This window comes from Tardiphaga sp. 862_B3_N4_1 (genome assembly GCF_051811085.1).
In the GTDB taxonomy this organism is placed as follows: Bacteria; Pseudomonadota; Alphaproteobacteria; order Rhizobiales; family Xanthobacteraceae; genus Tardiphaga; species Tardiphaga robiniae.
Genome location: NZ_JBPWQB010000002.1, coordinates 1,025,091 through 1,041,149 on the forward strand (window position 1 = coordinate 1,025,091; position 16,059 = coordinate 1,041,149).

The following is a 16,059-nucleotide window of genomic DNA, read 5'->3' on the forward strand; positions in this document are numbered from 1 at the left end:
TGTTTGGCGCAGTCGTAACGCGTCCAGCCGATGATTCAAGCTTTTCGGGCGACAATCTCGCCGTCCCGCGCAACCAGCCGGCCGTTCTTGTAGACCGCGCGGCGCCTTGGCAGATCGACCACGGCCTGCGGCACGTGCGGTGCATCGATGGCGACGAAGTCAGCCTTGGCGCCGACGCGGAGGCCGTGATCTTCCAGCCGCAGCGCTTTCGCACCACCGGCCGTGACGATGTCGAAGGCCAGCATCAGATCTTCGTCGGTGTTGAAGCCAGAGCGATAGCCGATCATCATGGCCCGGCCGAGCATGTCGCCGTCGCCATAGGGCCACCACGAGTCTCGAATATTGTCGCAGCCGCCGAACACCGTGACGCCGGCAGCGCGCAACAGCTTCACCGGCGGAAACGGCCGCGCTCCCGGCGCATTGGTCATGATGGCGACGCCGCTCGCTGCCAGCAACTCGGCTGTTCGCTGCACGACATCAGGAGCGACATCGCCGAGCGAATAAGCGTGGCTGACGGCGACGTGGCCCTGCATGCCCAGCGCCTGCGTGCGCGCGCAAATCTGTTCTATCTCGAAAATGCCGAGCATCGAGGGATCGTGCAGATGGATGTCGACATCGACCCTGCGGCGCTCGGCGATACCGAACACGACGTCGAGATGCTTCTCGACATCGCGATCGAATCCGCCGGGATCGAGACCGCCGATCACGTTCGCGCCGAGATCGAAAGCAGCATCGAGCAGACCCGGCGTGCCCGGGCTGCGCAGGATGCCGCTTTGCGGGAAGGCGACGAGCTGGATGTCGATGAGGTCGCGATGCGCCTCTCGCACGGCGAGGATGGTCTCCAACGATTTGAGACCGACCGAACCGTCGACCATCACATGGCTGCGCATGCGCGTGCTGCCGTGACCGAGGCAAAGCTCAAGCTGGCTCCGCGCTCGCTCAGCCATCGGCGCGGCCTTGGCCATGTTGTCTGCCTGGATGGCGACACGTTCCTGCACGTTGAAGCCGTTCGAATACCGCACGTGCGGCCGCCAGATATCGCCGTAGAAACTGGTGTCGAGATGGATGTGACCTTCGACGAAGGAGGGGATCACAAGCGTGCCGCCGAGATCGACGGTCTCTGCGGTTGTCGGTGCGGGATTACTACCGGATGTGACCGAGGTGATATGGCCACCGCTGACGGCAATCGTGTTGAAGCTACCGTCGGCGAATTTCGCCTGCGTAAAAATCGTGTCGATGTCGCTCACGCCAACCTCTCGGACTGATCTGCTGCCGCGAGGTTACAGGAGGACGACACAGCATGCACCCGCACGCCGGCCACTGCATGGCCGATACGCGGGTCAGCTCTCGCGCGCAGCCTTGATCAGGTTATCGCGCAGCGTGGCAACGCCCTGCTGCATTTTCTTGAATTCGTCGGGCTCAAGACCGGATGCCTTCACGAGATTCATGGTCAGCCCCTTCTCGCGCAGCCGCCGGCCTTCGTCGGTCAGGCTGATCACCACCTGCCGCTCGTCCCCGGGATCGCGCTGCCGGCGCAGATAGCCCATCACTTCGAGCTTCTTCAGGATCGGCGTCAGCGTGTTGGACTCCAGAAACAGCTTTTCGCCGAGGCTGCCCACGGTCTGCCCGTCCTCCTCCCACAGGGCCACGATGGCGATGTACTGGGTGTAAGTCAGACCGAGCTTTTCGAGGATCGGCTTGTAGGCCCGGCCATAGGCCAGATTGGCTGAATAGATCGAAAAACAGAGGAAATCAGACAGTTTCGGGCCCGCCTGCGCGGAATCGGCGGAGGCTTGTTCAATCGATTTGGGCTTGCTGGATGGCATGCTTGCACTCCGTCAGGGACACGAGAACGTGACCTATCGGACCCATATATATCGGATGCGATTAAATCGGAAGAGTTGACAAGAGCACCCACGGCGCTATTTATATCGCACTCGATTACATCGCATACGATATAAAAAGAGAAATGATCATGACCTCGACCACCATCGAAAAGGTTCTCTACACCGCCCAGACCCACACCACCGGCGGCCGCGATGGCGCCTCGCGAAGCTCCGACGGCCGGCTCGACGTCAAGCTGTCGCCTCCCGGCTCGGCCGGTGCCGGCACCAATCCCGAGCAGATGTTCGCGGCCGGCTGGTCGGCCTGTTTCATCGGCGCCATGGGGCGCGCCGCCGGCAATCTGAAGGTCAAGCTGCCGGCCGACGTTGCCGTCGACACCGAAGTCGACCTTGGCACCACCGGCGGCGACTTCTTCCTGCAGGCTCGCCTCAATGTCAGCCTGCCCGGCCTCGCGCCGGACATCGCGCGCCAGGTGGTCGATGCCGCGCATCAGATCTGCCCTTACTCGAAGGCAACGCGCGGCAACATCAATGTCGCGATCAACCTGCTCTGACCCTCACCTTCTTCCGCGGACCGTCAACCGGTCCGCGGATCGCGGCGCTCCCCCGAATGGTCGCCGGCTTCACTCGTGTATTTTTGGAGATCACCGTGACGCTCTTCATCCTCGCTTATGCGGCCGGCCTGCTCACCATCGCATCGCCCTGCATCTTCCCGATCCTGCCGATCATTCTCGCCCGCGCGGACGAACCGTTTCGCCGCAGCGGATTGCCCTTGCTGATTGGCCTCACACTGACTTTCGCGGTGGCCGCCAGCCTCGCCTCTGTCGCCGGCAACTGGGCGATCGAGGCAAATCGTTATGGCAGAACCATCGCCCTCATCGCGATGACGCTGTTCGGCCTGGCACTGCTGTTGCCGACTCTCGCCACGCGACTGATGGCGCCGCTGGTGCTACTCGGCGTGAAGCTGTCCGGCTGGGCCGGCCAGAATGATGCAAACGCAAACCGCACACCGGTCGCTTCGCTGCTGCTCGGCATAGCGACGGGCCTCGTCTGGACACCCTGTGCCGGACCGGTGCTGGGCCTGATCCTCACCGGCGCGGCACTGCACGGGCCGAGAATCGATACCGTGTTGCTATTGCTCGCCTATGGTCTTGGTGCGGCAACGTCATTCGCCGCCGGCATGCTGTTGGGCGGACGTTTGCTCGCCAAAGCGCGCGAGCTGATGCCATGGAGCGACGGCGTGCGTCGCGCGCTGGGTGGCGCAGTGGTGCTCGGCGCCATCGCGATCTGGGCCGGGCTGGATACGCGCCTGCTGACGCAACTATCACTGCCGTCAACGACGGCGTTTGAAAGCAAGCTGATCGACACGCTCCAGCCCGCACCATCCGCGCAGGCCGGAACGTCCATCGGCAATGCCACACCCCATGCGTCACTGTCTGGTCCGCTCGCATCGATCGTGGGCAGCAGGCAATGGCTCAACACGTCGCCGCTGAAGGCTGAAGACCTGCAGGGCAAGGTCGTGCTGGTGAATTTCTGGACCTATTCCTGCATCAACTGCCTGCGCGTGCTGCCGCATGTCCGCGCCTGGGCCGAGAAGTATCGCGATCAGGGCCTCGTCGTGATCGGCGTGCACACGCCAGAATTCGCCTTCGAGAAGAACGTTGGCAATGTCAGCGCTGCAACAACGAAGCTTGGCGTCGGCTATCCCGTCGCGATCGACAACGACTTCCGGATCTGGCGTGCCTTCAGCAACAATGCATGGCCGGCGCTCTACTTCGTCGGCGCCGATGGTCGTATCCGTCATCAGGCGATCGGCGAAGGCAATTATGCGCTGTCAGAAAAGCTGATCCAGCAATTGCTCGCCGAGGCCGGCCACGAGCCAACCAACAACGCCGCAACCGTGACAGCCGAAGGCACGCAGGTTGCGGCGGACGAAGTCCAACTCCGGTCGTCGGAAACCTATCTCGGCTATGCGCAGGCCACCGGCTTCACCTCGCCCGGCGGCGCACGCGAAGACGTGCCGAACCTCTATCGCGGCATCGACATGCTGCCGCTGAACCGCTGGACGCTGGGCGGCACGTGGACCATCGGCCGCGAATATGCGCAGCTCGATGAGGCGTCCGGCCGTATCGCCTATCGTTTCCACGCCCGCGACCTGCATCTGGTTCTTGGGCCATCGCCGGACGGCAAGTCGGTGCGCTTCCGCGTCACCATCAATGGCGCAGCACCCGGCGCCAGCCATGGCACCGATACCGATGCGGAGGGATATGGCACCGTGACGGATGCGAAGCTGTATCAGCTGGTGCGACAGGCTGGCGACGTCACCGACCGTACATTCGGAATCGAATTCCTCGATCCGGGCGTGCGGGCCTATGCCTTCACCTTTGGCTGATCGCGACGACTATTGATAGGTCGCCACGATATCGGCGACGGCGCGCTCGAGTTGCTGCGCCGTCGCGCATTGGCGCACGACATTGCAGAAGGTCGCATAGCGCGGCATTTCGGAATCGCCGAAGCCCCAGCCCATGCGGCCCTCGGGATTGAGCCAGACCAACCGCTTCGAGCGCTCGCCGATGCGGCGCAGGATGTCGGCGCGCGGATCGAGATTGTTGCTGCGGGCATCGCCGAGCACTATGACCGTGGTCTGCGCCGTGATCGCGCTCATGAACCCCTTCTCGAAATCGACGAAGGAGCGACCATAGTCGGACGAGCCGTAGCCAACCGACGACATGATCTGCTTCATCGCCTCTTCAGGTTTGTTCTTCTCCAGGACTTCACTGACTTCGATCAGGTTGCCGGAAAAAGCGAAGGAGCGCACATCGGACACCACTTCATGCAGGCTGTGGATCAGCAGCAGGAAGAAGTCGGAGACCTGCGCAACCGAGCCCGAGACATCGCAGATAGCGACGATCTTCGGTTTGTCACGATGACGGCGCTTCCATGCCGTCATGAACGGCACGCCGCCCCAAGCAGCATTGCGGCGGATGGTGCGGCGGACGTCGAGATGGCCACGGCGCTGCCGTTTGCGCGGCTTGCTGAAGCGCTCGCGCAGCCGCCGCGCGATCTGCCGGATCAGAACGCGCATCTGCGCGATCTGTCGCTGTTCCAGCCGCGCCATCGGCGCATTGCGCAGGATCTCATTGCGCAACGCCTCTTTCTCCTCGCGGCCATAGAGCAGCAGCGCCTGCGCGACCATTTCGCTGACGGTCTCGCGCAGGCTGCCGAGCGCTGTTGCAAGCCGTTCTGCATCTGCCGGATTGCGGGTCGTGAGCGCGTCGATGTCGTCGCGCAATTGCGCGATCCCGAGCTGCTCGAGCACCCGGCTGGCAAACAGCCCCCGCTGGGTGAAGACACGGATGTCGGTCAGGCCGGCGGCATTCGATGCGTTTGAAAGCGCTGCGGCAATGGCGGCGCGGTCCTGCGCCAACAGCATCTGCGCGAGCGAACCGAGTTCGGTCGAAGCCTGTGCCGACGCGGTGCCTGCCACAGCGTCGGTTCCGCTCTCGCTTGCCCCCCCGCCAGTCTCGTCGTCGTCATTTGCCGCGGACGGTGCGTCGAAATCAGGATGGGTGAAGAACGCATCGAAACAGGCAGCAAGCGCCGCCTTCTCGTCGCCGGATTTCGCCAGCGTCAGCAGCAGCGCATCGCGCAGGATGCCGCGATCGGAGGGACCGACCTCGGCGACCGCGCGCATCGCATCGATACTTTCGGCGGGCGAGATTCTCACCCCGGCGCCGCGCGCCGCCCGAAAGAAACGATACAGGGTGTCACGCATCGGCTAACCGAACACGCCTTGCCGGCCGGACTTGGCGACAAAACCCGAGACCTGCGGCAGTGTCGCTTCGATATCGCCTTCATATTTCAGCAGCACGTTGAGCGTATCCTTGACCATCTCGTGGCCGAGTTCGGACGCGCCGAGCAGCACCAGCACCTTGGCCCAGTCGATCGTCTCGCTAACCGACGGCAGTTTCTTCAGGTCTAGCGTGCGGACCTGATTAACGAAGCCGACGAGTTGCTTGCGCAAAGTGGCGGACACGCCGGGTACGCGGGTTTCGACGATGCGCTCTTCGAGCTTGGGCTCGGGAAAGCCGATATGCAGATGCAGACAGCGGCGCTTCAGCGCGTCGCCAAGATCGCGCTCGCCGTTCGAGGTCAGGATCACGGTCGGTGGTACGATGGCTACGACAGTGCCAAGCTCGGGGATCGTGACCTGGAAGTCGGACAGGATTTCGAGCAATAGCGATTCGAATTCGGCGTCGGACTTGTCGATCTCGTCGATCAGAAGCACGCAGCCCATCGGCTGTTCCAGAGCGCGCAGCAACGGACGCGGCTCGACGAACTCCTTGGAGAAGAACACGTCGCCGAAATCGTGCAACTGGTCGAGCGCCTTGGCGAGCGTATCGGCCCCGCCCAGCACTTCGCCGAGCTTGTCCTTCAGGATCTGGGTGTAGAGTAGCTGTTTGGCATATTTCCACTCGTACAGCGCCTTGGCCTCGTCGAGGCCCTCATAGCACTGCATGCGGATCATCTCGAGGCCGCGCGACGCAGCGATCGCCTTGGCGAGTTCGGTCTTGCCGACGCCGGCCGGACCTTCGACGAGGATCGGCTTCTCGATCTTCTCGGCGAGATAGACGGCGGTGGCGATCTGCCGGCTGGCGATATAGCCGGCGGAGGCCAGGCTGCGCTCAACGGCTTCGATCGATGCTGACGAACTGGTGTTCTCGGCCACGCGCTTCACTCCGGATTTCGCATACTGGAATAAGCCCCTTAAACAGGTTTTGGGCGCGCGCGCCCGGCTCATTCCCGCGTCCTGATTTGCTACGTGGTTCAGCCGGCGGCGTCCAGCGCCTCCGGCTCATCGCTCAGTTGCGGCGGCTGGGGGCCTGACAGTTGAGCGCCTTGCGGTACCCCGCGGCGCGGGCGTCGTCCTCGCTGCAAAACCAGCGATCCGGCTTCGGCTGGGTCGCGTAATTCTGGCATTGGGGAATGAGATAGACGCCAACATGGCCGGTAAACTTGGCCCGCCGGACCTGTTTCGCCCGGATATTGCAGCCCACCGGCATCGCGAGATCGGTGGGAAACAGCGCCGCGCGCAGCTCCTTGTCCTTGTCGCTCCGACAGGCCGAGCCGAGCAATGGGCTGTCGCTCGCCTTGCGGCGGAACTCCGCGGGCGTCACGAAGCACCCGCGCCACAGCCCTCGGCGCTTGTCCTTGGCAGCCGTCTCATCGGGTTTGAAGCTGGTCTTGGCGCTTGCCTTGTCCGACGGTTCGATACTCACCGCATAGCCCGATTGGATCACCGCCTGATTGAGGCTACCCGTCTCGCCAACGACACTGCAGATACCGGCGCGACGGTTCTTGTAGATCTTGTCCTCGCCAAGGTCCTCACAGCGAACCTCGCGCTTGCCGATCAGCTTCACCAGTTGGTCCCTTGCTTCGACGCCGCAGCCCCAGTTGTCGGCATGTTCGTCGACACAGGGCTGATCCACCTCCGGCGCGTCCAGGCCGGCAAGCTTGTAGGCGACATTGCCGATCTGGATGGTGTCGCCGTCCTTGACGATGGCTTCGACCGCCGAGGCCGGGTTGGCGACAAGCAGCAGGAAGAACAGGGACAGGATGCGCATCAATCTGGTCTCGGGATCGGCACGGGGAGGGCTGCGATCAGTCCTATCGCAGCAGACGCGCCCACGAAAGAGACATCACGCGCAATGCGCCGTCACACCGCAACCAGCATCGCCACGCCGACGACAATCAGCGCGATCCCCGACAATTCGCGTGCCGAAAGGGGCTGCTTGAACGAATAATAGGCGACAGCCTGCGCGAACAGCACCTCGACCAGCGCCAGCGTCCGCACGTTGGCGGCGGCTGTAAGTGCAAAGGCCAGGAACCAGAATTGCGAGGCTACCGCACCCATGAAGCCGGCCAGCATCGATGGCTTCCACAAGCCGAGGATGTCGCTCAGAACCTTGGGTGCACGGGCCAGCAGATAGATGGTCAGGATCAAGGTCTGCACGAATAGTGCCCAGACCAGCGCATAGGACGCCGCCGTGACGAAACTGACACCGGGCACCGTGATGATGGCGCCGCGAAAGCCGACGGCCGACAGCGCAAAAGCCGCCGCCGCGACCAGCCCGAGGACGGTCGGCCGGATGCTGGCGATGTTGCGCGTAGCACCGGGCTGCAGCGCCGTGACGACGACTCCGATGGTCGCAATCAGGATCGCCGCGACCTTCAGCACCGTCAGATGATCGCCGAGAAAGACGAAACCGAAAATCGCGGTCTGGATCGCCTCGGTCTTGAGATAGGCCGTGGTCACCACAAAGGAGCGATCATTCATCGCTGCCAGCATGAGCCCTGTGGCAAAGATCTGGCTCAGCGCGCCGAGTAGCAGCCATGGCCAGAATTCGGCTGATGGCCACGGCACCTTGTCGCCCGTCGCCAGGATGATCACCACGAAAAAGACGATCGAAAACGGGAAGCCGAACAGGAAACGGATGTTGGTCGCGCCCCAGGTCCCGAGCGGCCCGGTGAGCGAGCGCTGCATGGCATTGCGCGCCACCTGCCCCAGCGAGGCGATGATAGTGAAGGGGATCCAGAGCGAGGCGATGGTGAACATGAGGCAGGATGGGTCCGCGAGCGATGGCGCGGAACCTGACTGCGTCACGCCGCAGGGTCAAGCGGCCTGCGCCCATGCCTGCGATGCGATCGCGACCGCCTCGGACGTGGCTTACCAGACGAAGCGCACGACGCCCTTGCCAGCATGGCTGCGGGTGAGGTTGGAAAACTCGCCCTCATACGTCGCTGCGACCGACAGCCCGCTGCCGAGCATGACCTCCGCACTCGCGCTGGTCAGTGCCGTATCGGGCGCCATCGCCGCGCCGTTGACGACGAAGCTCGCGCCAGGCAGCGACTGGAACGAGGCCTGCGCGACGCGATCGCGATTGAAGTCACGCGCCCATGCGGCGCGACCACGCAGCGTGAGCAGCGTGCCATCCAGCGCAAAGGACTTGTCGGTGCGGAGACCAAGTTCGCTACGCATGGCAGTGACGTTGCGTCCAGTGTAACTGAGCGCGAAATCATTGCCGCCGGAGACAAGCGCCTCTGCATAGGCCGGCAGGTCGATATTCGTGACCTGCCCCGCGGCATAGGGCGTCAACCCCACGCCGCCAAGCCACGGCAGCACGCTCCGATGGCCAGCTTCGGCGCGCGCCGAGAAAGCGTGCGCGGTGAAGTTCGCGCGCAGCCGGTCGGCATCGACGATGGTCACCAGCCGTTCCGTAGTGATGTTCTGCCATCCGTAGGCGAGCGCAGTTGTGATATAAGCGGAGCCTTGGTGATGGCGGATGAAGCCACCGATCTGGAACAGGTCCGAATGACCTGAACCGAGATTATCCGACAAGCCGAAGCTGGTGCCGCCGCCAGCCACGGCGAAGCCGGCAAGCGTCTGCGGCGACAGCCAGGTATCGGCACCGACGGCAATGCCGCCGATCCGGCTACTGCTATTGTGCGAACCAACGACCGTATTGCCGTCGGTCGCCTGACCACCACCGAAGCCCGCAGCCCAGACGTTCCAGCGCGCTTCGAAGCTCACCGCCACAGGTGGCGCTTTGGTGATCGCACCGTAGGCGTCGCGCCAGTGCGTCGGTGAACGATCGGCCGTCGCGAAGGCATTCGAAGCTGTGTTCACGGTTGCGAGGCCGCGATTGGCAGCGAAGGGATCGGTCAGCACGCCCACGAACTGCGTCATGGCCTGCACGGTGTTCTGTTGCACGCCGGTCGAGAGTTCGCCCGACGATTGCGTCAGATCTTCCGGCGCCATCGCGCCGAGCGCATAGGGGATGCCGCCATGGCTGCCAAAATAGGCATTCAGCGACGAGGCGATGTTGTTCTGATTGATGTTGAGACCAGTCAGCTTCAGATCTACATTGAGATAGACGTTTTGAGCATCGTAGCTCAGCGTCGTGATGAACGAGGGTGGTTCGTCGCTGACGATATTCGGGCTGAACGTGCCCGTCATGCCGCCTGCGGCGTTCAAAATGGTATAGCGTTCACGCACATAGGCCGCGGGATCGAAGCTGACGCGAACGCCTGCATTGTTGAGCGACGCGGTGCCTGTGACATTGGTCCGATCCGCCGCCGAGCCAGATACTTCGACCATATAGCTCGAAGCCGCGGCAAATGTCAGATTGCCTTGTACTGACAGCAGCCCGACCGAATTGCCCGGCGACAGCATGCCGCCATCCTGGATCTGCGTGGTGCTGACGATGCCGTTGCCGCCGAGCGTCGCGCCGCGTTCGACACTCACCATCGACGACGCGGCGATCGAGCCGTTGACGCTGAGCGTTCCGGCCTTGACGTCGGTGGCGCCCGTATAGCTATTGAGTCCGTCGAGGCGCGTAATGCCCAAGCCGCTCTGCGTGAATGAACCGCTGCCGGAGATGGCACCCGCCAATGTCAGCAGACCGTCGCGCTTCGCGACAAGTTCGCCATTGTTTATGACATTGCCGATGATCGATCCTGTGAAACCACCATCACCGATCTGCAGAATGCCCTGCGTGATCTCCGTACCACCGCTGTAAGTATTGTCTGCCGTCAGGACCGTCGTGCCGGTGCCGACATGCCGGAACATGCCGATTCCCGTGATCGTGCCACCGAATGTGTAGACATCGGAACGGAAAATCTGGAACGTGCCATTATTGATGACATCGCCAATGATAGAGCCCGCTGTGCTGCCAGTGCCGAGCTGCAGCATACCGGCAGAGATCAACGTGCCACCGCGGTAGGTGTTATCATTGCTAAACACTGTAAGGCCCGCCCCGACCTGGATGAAAGCGCCGGGACCGGAGATGACGTCATTATAGGAGAAATTATCGGATCGGTTGAATGCCAGAATACCATTGTTCGTGACGTTGCCGGACAGTGTGCCGGTGGTGCCGCCATTGCCGATCTGCAGCGTACCGGCATTGATCGTCGTGCCGCCGTTAAAAGAGTTGGTGCCTCCCAGAACGAGCGTGCCCCAGCCATCCTTGGTCAATGCGCCGGCGCCCGAGACATCTCCCATAGCCGAGAATGTCGTTCCGAACAGCGTCTCGATTGTGCCGCTGCCGGAAAGCACAATACTTCGCACGGACGTGACATCGGCCAGCGTCAGCAGCGTGCCACCCGAGAGCCTCAGCGTGCCCGTGCCGAGATTGGCGTCCGCGAGAACTGCAACGGCGCCGCCGGAAACTGTCGTGCCGCCCGTATATGTATTCGTGCCGGATAGCAGCAACGTGCCGTTGCCGGATTTCACGAGGCTGCCGCCCACGCCCGTGATTGTACTTGCGATGACCGTATCGCTCGCCTGATCGAGCGTCAGTTGCGCACTGGCGAGCGCGATCTCGCCGCCGAAGCCGACCAACGAATTCGTCGAGGTATTGTAGCCGTTGAGATCGAGCTTGCCGCCATAGACGATCACATCACTGCCGTTGGGCAGTGCACCGGAAGCGCCAAGCTGCAGCGTACCGGCTTCGAGCAGCATGCCGCCGGTCCAGCTGTTGGTATTGGCCAACATCAGAGTGCCGTCGCCGGCCTTGATCAAGCTACCGGTGCCGGACACCGTACCGGTGAGCACCAGCGCCGTTGCGGCGTCGGCATCGATCTCGCCGATCCCGAGCAGCGAGACGTTCCGCGCCGAGGCGATGGTTGCAGTCGTATGCAAGATGCCGTTGTCGAAGGTGAGACCGCCGGTTGCAGCGCCGAGATTTGCATTCGACGAAATCTGCAGCGTGCCGCTGCTGATGGTCGTGCCGCCAGCATAGGTGCTGGCGCCAGCGAGTACGAGCGTGCCGCCACCCGTCTTGTTCACACCACCGGCGCCTACAATCGGAGCCGAAATCGTCGCCGTCTCGCCGGACAGAACACGCAGCTCACCAATACCGTCCGAACCGCCCAGCGCGGTTGGCCGCAGTTCGCCAGTGCCTTGAACAAGGTTATAGAGACCGCCGACGAATTGCAGCCCATAGAATTTCTGCGATCCATCTATCGTGACCGTGCCGCCCGGGCCGTTGAAGACGCCATAAATGGATCCCCACTGGGTATTGGCAACGCCGGCCAAATCAAACCAATTGTTGTTGAGCGCATTCCAGGTTCCGCTGCCGCCCGCGGTGCCGCTCGACGCATCATCCCAACGTTGAAGGATATCGGTGCCGTTGGGCGAAGCAATGAGATCGACCACATGGAGCCGCGAGCTGTCGATCGAATAGGTGACCGGAAACAGTCCCGAGATCGGGGGCGTCGTGCCGATGGTCAGTCCGGAGATTGACGAACCGCCGGTGTAGTTGATCATACGATAGTAACCGACCGCAGGCTCGCCCGTACCACTGATATTGAACGTCACGTCGTGGAGCGAAACATCGCCATTTGCAAAGACGCTCGCTGACGTCGTCGAGGCTGCGCCGTTCGAAAAATGGCTGAGATTGAAATCAAAGGCGCTGCCGGTGAGCATCGACAGGTTGCCGTTCACCGTCAGACGACCCGTGCCATCAGGCGCGAGAGTGCCACCATTGAGCACCGTGGTGGCTCCGACGTAGCCATTGCCGGTGAGGCGTCCGCCCGCATCGACATTAACCGTGCCGCCGAGTTGTCCGGTCACGCCAAGCGTTGCGCTCAGGATTTCCGTGGTGCCCGTGAAAGCAACACTGCGGCCGGACAGGATCGTGGTGCCTGACAGCACATTGATCGCGCCATTGCCGGTGATGAGATTATTGAAGAGATAGTCGCCGCTCGTATGGTTGAAATTGAGCGTGCCGCTTTGTGCGAGTTCAACCGGGCCTGTCACAACACCAGGCGCCAGAGCCGCTGCCCCGGGCTCGGATCCGATACTCAACGCACCGCTGACACCAGAGGCGCCCACCCGAATCGTGCGCGCCTTCGCAGCACCCCCATTGCTCACCGTCAACGCGCCGACGGACGCTGCGCCGATCTTCAGGGTCTGGGCATCGAGCGTCGACCGGATGCCATCGACCTTCACCGTGCCATGCGCGACATAAGACGCATCGTTGCCAATTGAAGCGGTGGCTGCAGTCACATGCATGCCATCAGCAATCAGCAACGAGCCGGTGCCGCGATAGCCGACGAACAGATTGGTATTGAGCCACGATGCGCCTGGGCCAGAGATGGTGACATTGGCATCGGTGCCGCTGTCATAGCCGACATAGCCATTGGCCGTCGTCAGTCTGGCGCCACCAGCAAAGGCCAGGCTGCCGGCATTGGCGCGCAAATCGCCGGCGAAGGATGCCGATATCCCCGAAAGCGTCCAGACGGCGTCGCCATTTTTTTCCAGCACCGAAAAGCCCCGATACTTCGTGCCCAATCCGGAGAGATCGAACGTCGCGTCCTGATTGCCACCCAACGCAAAGATATTGGGATTGCTCGCATCCGAGCCGACGACGACATCGCCTGTAATGTTCGCGCCGGACCATAACTCCAGCCTGTTGCCGCCGCCGGAGAACAGAATCGCCGCAGCGCGCGATCCGTCGACGTTTCGCCCGCCCTCGATCGTCCCAGCCGCAACGACCGTTATGCCGGCGCTCTGCCCAAGGATGGCGACTCCCGCCGCTCCATTCGCACCGGCGTGACCACTGCTTCCACTGCCGAGCTCCCAGCCGCCGCCGCCCGGGCCGGCGGGCCCAGCGGCCCCGGCATCGCCGCCCTGCACCAGTCCACCATTGTCGACGCGCACCGTCCCCGGGCTCACCACCACGACGCCGGTGCCGCCAGCACCACCAGTGCCGCCATTGCCACCATTGCCACCGGAAACGCCTTGGCCGCCCGATCCACCCGCCCCGCCGGTCCCGCCGGTCCCGCCGAACACCGAGGCGCCGCTTCCAATGACGGTCACGCGCGCCTTCTCGACGACAATGCCGGCGCCGCCATTGCCGCCATTGCCCCCACTGCCGCCATCGCCGCCGACGCCGCCGTCGGTCGCGGTGGTGATGCAGGGCGGCTGTCCGCCCGGGCAATAGTTACCGATACTATCCGGCGCGCCCGTGCCTCCATTGCCGCCGGCGCCACCCCAACCGCCCGAACCACCTTTGATAGCGGGAGCGAGCGTTTCCAGGGTTTGTCCGGATGCGTAGAGGCCTATTCCGCCGCCGCCGCCCCCACCCCCACCTCCACCGCCGCCGCCGTAGCCGGGGGCCATGAAGGTCCCGTAATACGCCACAACACCATCGCCACCATCGGCGGCGGCTCCGCCACTGCCACCTGCGCCGCCCGCAATGAACTGGTTGCCCGGAACGAACGACCCGCTGAATATCGCGCCGGTGCCGCCACCGCCGCCACCGCCGCCGCTGCCGCCGTCATGGCCCATTCCGTGAAACCAGTTGCTGCCATCTCCACCCTTGAGCCGCTGGGGACGCTTCCCGGGCGATCCCGCGCCTCCCTGGATTTGACCGCCCAGGAGTTGCGAGCCGTTGAAGCCCAGGTTTCCACCCTGGCCGCCGTCTCCCCCTCCACTGGCATGTGCACCACTGCCACCCTTGCCGCCATTGCCGATATAAGCGTTCTTCAGCGACTCGTTCTTGGCATTCCTGCCGCCACCGCCGCCGCCGCCGCCTCCATTGGCGGGGTCGATCACACCGCCTATTCCGCCCGCTTTGGGATTGCTGGATGCATGCGCTCCGCCATTTCCGCCGACGCCCGAAGCCTGCGCATGAACCGCTTGCGACGAGGCAATCGCCGCGACCATCAGCACCGGACCCGCAAGCGACAACAGCGACAGCATCATGGCTGTCGACGACATCAATGTGTTAGCACGGCGCGCGCCGGTGCCGCTGCTCGTACTCGAGCCGCTGCAGCACGCAGCGCTGACGACTGAAAATACCGGGAGCTTCACGATCGAACTCCAGCTCGCAGATCCACGCGAGCGAAGTTCCATGAGACACGCGATCGCATGACGAGTCGCAATCAAAGATCGCCGAATCGACCTATAGGTTCGACGAACGCCCTGCAGGTTTTTCGCGTGTTGAAACGTAGCAACACACAACGCGAAAAATACTCAACACACTGACGTCGCTAACGATTTGTTAAGTCGTGATCAGCACGCGATTGATAGCAATCGGCACGCGGAATGTGAGTCGCTAACGTGCTCACATTCACCTCGCTTGGTGTCGTTCAAACGCCAAGATGCGCGCGTAACTCAGCTCGGCCAGCCCGCGACACCGGCCAATGGTCTTCATAATCATGCAAGCGCAATTGCCATGCCCCGCTCGACCGGCGCACGACCTCGCGCACGAACTGATGATTGACGACGGCCGTACGATGAATGCGCACAAACCAGCCCGGCGGGATCAGGCCCAGCCACTGTGTCAGCGGCCTTGGATCGAGCACCATCGCGCCATCCACCAGCCACACCTCAGTATAGTCTTTCGACGAGCGCAGGCCGACGATTTCGGTCAATGGCGTGCCGAGAATGCCATGCGCGCGGCGTAGGTAGATCAGTGCGGGATACGCAGCCTGAGAATCTTCCCCACCAGAGGTGATCGGCGACCGGCCATAGCGCGCCGCCGCGATGAGGTCGGCACAACGAAACAGATCAGCAATTTCATCTGACCACCGGCGCGGCGCTGCGACCGCATCGAAACCGATGCAGGCGACGAGCCTACCGTCATGAAATACCGGCACGCTGAGTACGCTTTTGTTGTTCTGCCGGATAAACTCAGCGCGCAACGCACCGGCGCTGCGTGGCAGTGCCTCGATGTCATTGACCATCACAGCCTGCCCCAAGACCAGCCGTTGATGCAGCCAGCCGATCATGGTGACCGGCACATGCTGCAGATCCTGCACAAAGGATCCGACCCCACCGCGACTCCACTCATGGGTGTTGCGAAAGCGCAGATGGTCGGCGTCGTATTCGAACATCCATGCGCGATCTGCTTCGGCGTCCGCGCCTATGACTTGGAGTAACTCGGCAATCGCCGCATCAAGCGGCCGCGTCAGCAGCAACATCGCCGTGTCGAACACCCAGTCGGATTGCGACGCCGCAACACAATCATCGCGGCTAACGAATTCCCAAGGCTGGGCTGAATCGGATGACAACTGCAATGCTCGCGGTAGTGATCACAAGACCTACCCAACCATCTTACCTTCGGCAGCGTGTCAATCCCTGCAGAATGGCGACTATTCCATCGCGGCACCCGGGCATCCACACTGTGCGATGCGCCGCGATCTTGGG

Annotated in this window: 11 protein-coding genes; 3 read left to right on the forward strand and 8 right to left on the reverse strand. The window is 62.9% G+C overall.

Going from position 1 to position 16,059, the window contains the following annotated elements; genetic code table 11:
- Nucleotides 1-35 precede the first annotated feature (35 nt).
- Both AB8B02_RS22120 and AB8B02_RS22125 read right to left on the reverse strand, forming a co-directional pair.
- On the reverse strand, nucleotides 36-1,247 hold the full coding sequence (locus AB8B02_RS22120; RefSeq protein WP_439065173.1) for an amidohydrolase family protein: 1,212 nt from the start codon (nucleotides 1,245-1,247) through the stop codon (nucleotides 36-38).
- Nucleotides 1,248-1,340: 93 nt separating this feature from the next.
- Nucleotides 1,341-1,826 (reverse strand): MarR family winged helix-turn-helix transcriptional regulator, encoded by a 486-nt coding sequence (locus AB8B02_RS22125; protein WP_439065174.1) that lies wholly within the window; start codon nucleotides 1,824-1,826, stop codon nucleotides 1,341-1,343.
- Between the two features lie 149 nt (nucleotides 1,827-1,975).
- On the opposite strand from AB8B02_RS22125, the gene AB8B02_RS22130 reads away from it, so the two are divergent.
- Nucleotides 1,976-2,398: an organic hydroperoxide resistance protein gene (locus AB8B02_RS22130; protein WP_439065175.1), complete on the forward strand. Its 423-nt coding sequence runs from the start codon at nucleotides 1,976-1,978 to the stop codon at nucleotides 2,396-2,398.
- Between the two features lie 95 nt (nucleotides 2,399-2,493).
- On the forward strand, nucleotides 2,494-4,236 hold the full coding sequence (locus tag AB8B02_RS22135; protein WP_439065176.1) for a cytochrome c biogenesis protein DipZ: 1,743 nt from the start codon (nucleotides 2,494-2,496) through the stop codon (nucleotides 4,234-4,236).
- A gap of 9 nt (nucleotides 4,237-4,245) precedes the next feature.
- Here AB8B02_RS22135 and AB8B02_RS22140 read toward each other — a convergent pair whose 3' ends face one another.
- From AB8B02_RS22140 to AB8B02_RS22160, 5 genes are all read right to left on the reverse strand, one after another.
- On the reverse strand, nucleotides 4,246-5,619 hold the full coding sequence (locus tag AB8B02_RS22140; protein WP_439065177.1) for a VWA domain-containing protein: 1,374 nt from the start codon (nucleotides 5,617-5,619) through the stop codon (nucleotides 4,246-4,248).
- 3 nt (nucleotides 5,620-5,622) lie between these two features.
- Nucleotides 5,623-6,573 carry an AAA family ATPase gene (locus tag AB8B02_RS22145; protein ID WP_439065178.1) on the reverse strand — a complete coding sequence of 317 codons (951 nt, stop codon included), beginning with the start codon at nucleotides 6,571-6,573 and terminating at the stop codon, nucleotides 5,623-5,625.
- A gap of 133 nt (nucleotides 6,574-6,706) precedes the next feature.
- A complete protein-coding gene (locus AB8B02_RS22150) occupies nucleotides 6,707-7,468 on the reverse strand; it encodes a thermonuclease family protein (protein WP_175368061.1) in 762 nt (253 codons plus the stop codon).
- 92 nt (nucleotides 7,469-7,560) lie between these two features.
- Nucleotides 7,561-8,460, reverse strand: a complete 900-nt coding sequence (locus AB8B02_RS22155) for an EamA family transporter (protein ID WP_175368062.1) — start codon at nucleotides 8,458-8,460, stop codon at nucleotides 7,561-7,563.
- Between the two features lie 111 nt (nucleotides 8,461-8,571).
- On the reverse strand, nucleotides 8,572-14,628 hold the full coding sequence (locus AB8B02_RS22160) for an autotransporter-associated beta strand repeat-containing protein (protein ID WP_439065179.1): 6,057 nt from the start codon (nucleotides 14,626-14,628) through the stop codon (nucleotides 8,572-8,574).
- Between AB8B02_RS22160 and AB8B02_RS22165 the strand changes: the two genes are divergently transcribed.
- Nucleotides 14,612-14,782 carry a hypothetical protein gene (locus AB8B02_RS22165; protein WP_320445732.1) on the forward strand — a complete coding sequence of 57 codons (171 nt, stop codon included), beginning with the start codon at nucleotides 14,612-14,614 and terminating at the stop codon, nucleotides 14,780-14,782. The genes AB8B02_RS22160 and AB8B02_RS22165 overlap by 17 nt on opposite strands.
- A gap of 217 nt (nucleotides 14,783-14,999) precedes the next feature.
- Here AB8B02_RS22165 and AB8B02_RS22170 read toward each other — a convergent pair whose 3' ends face one another.
- Nucleotides 15,000-15,923 (reverse strand): GAF domain-containing DNA-binding protein, encoded by a 924-nt coding sequence (locus AB8B02_RS22170; protein WP_320445733.1) that lies wholly within the window; start codon nucleotides 15,921-15,923, stop codon nucleotides 15,000-15,002.
- Nucleotides 15,924-16,059 lie beyond the last annotated feature (136 nt).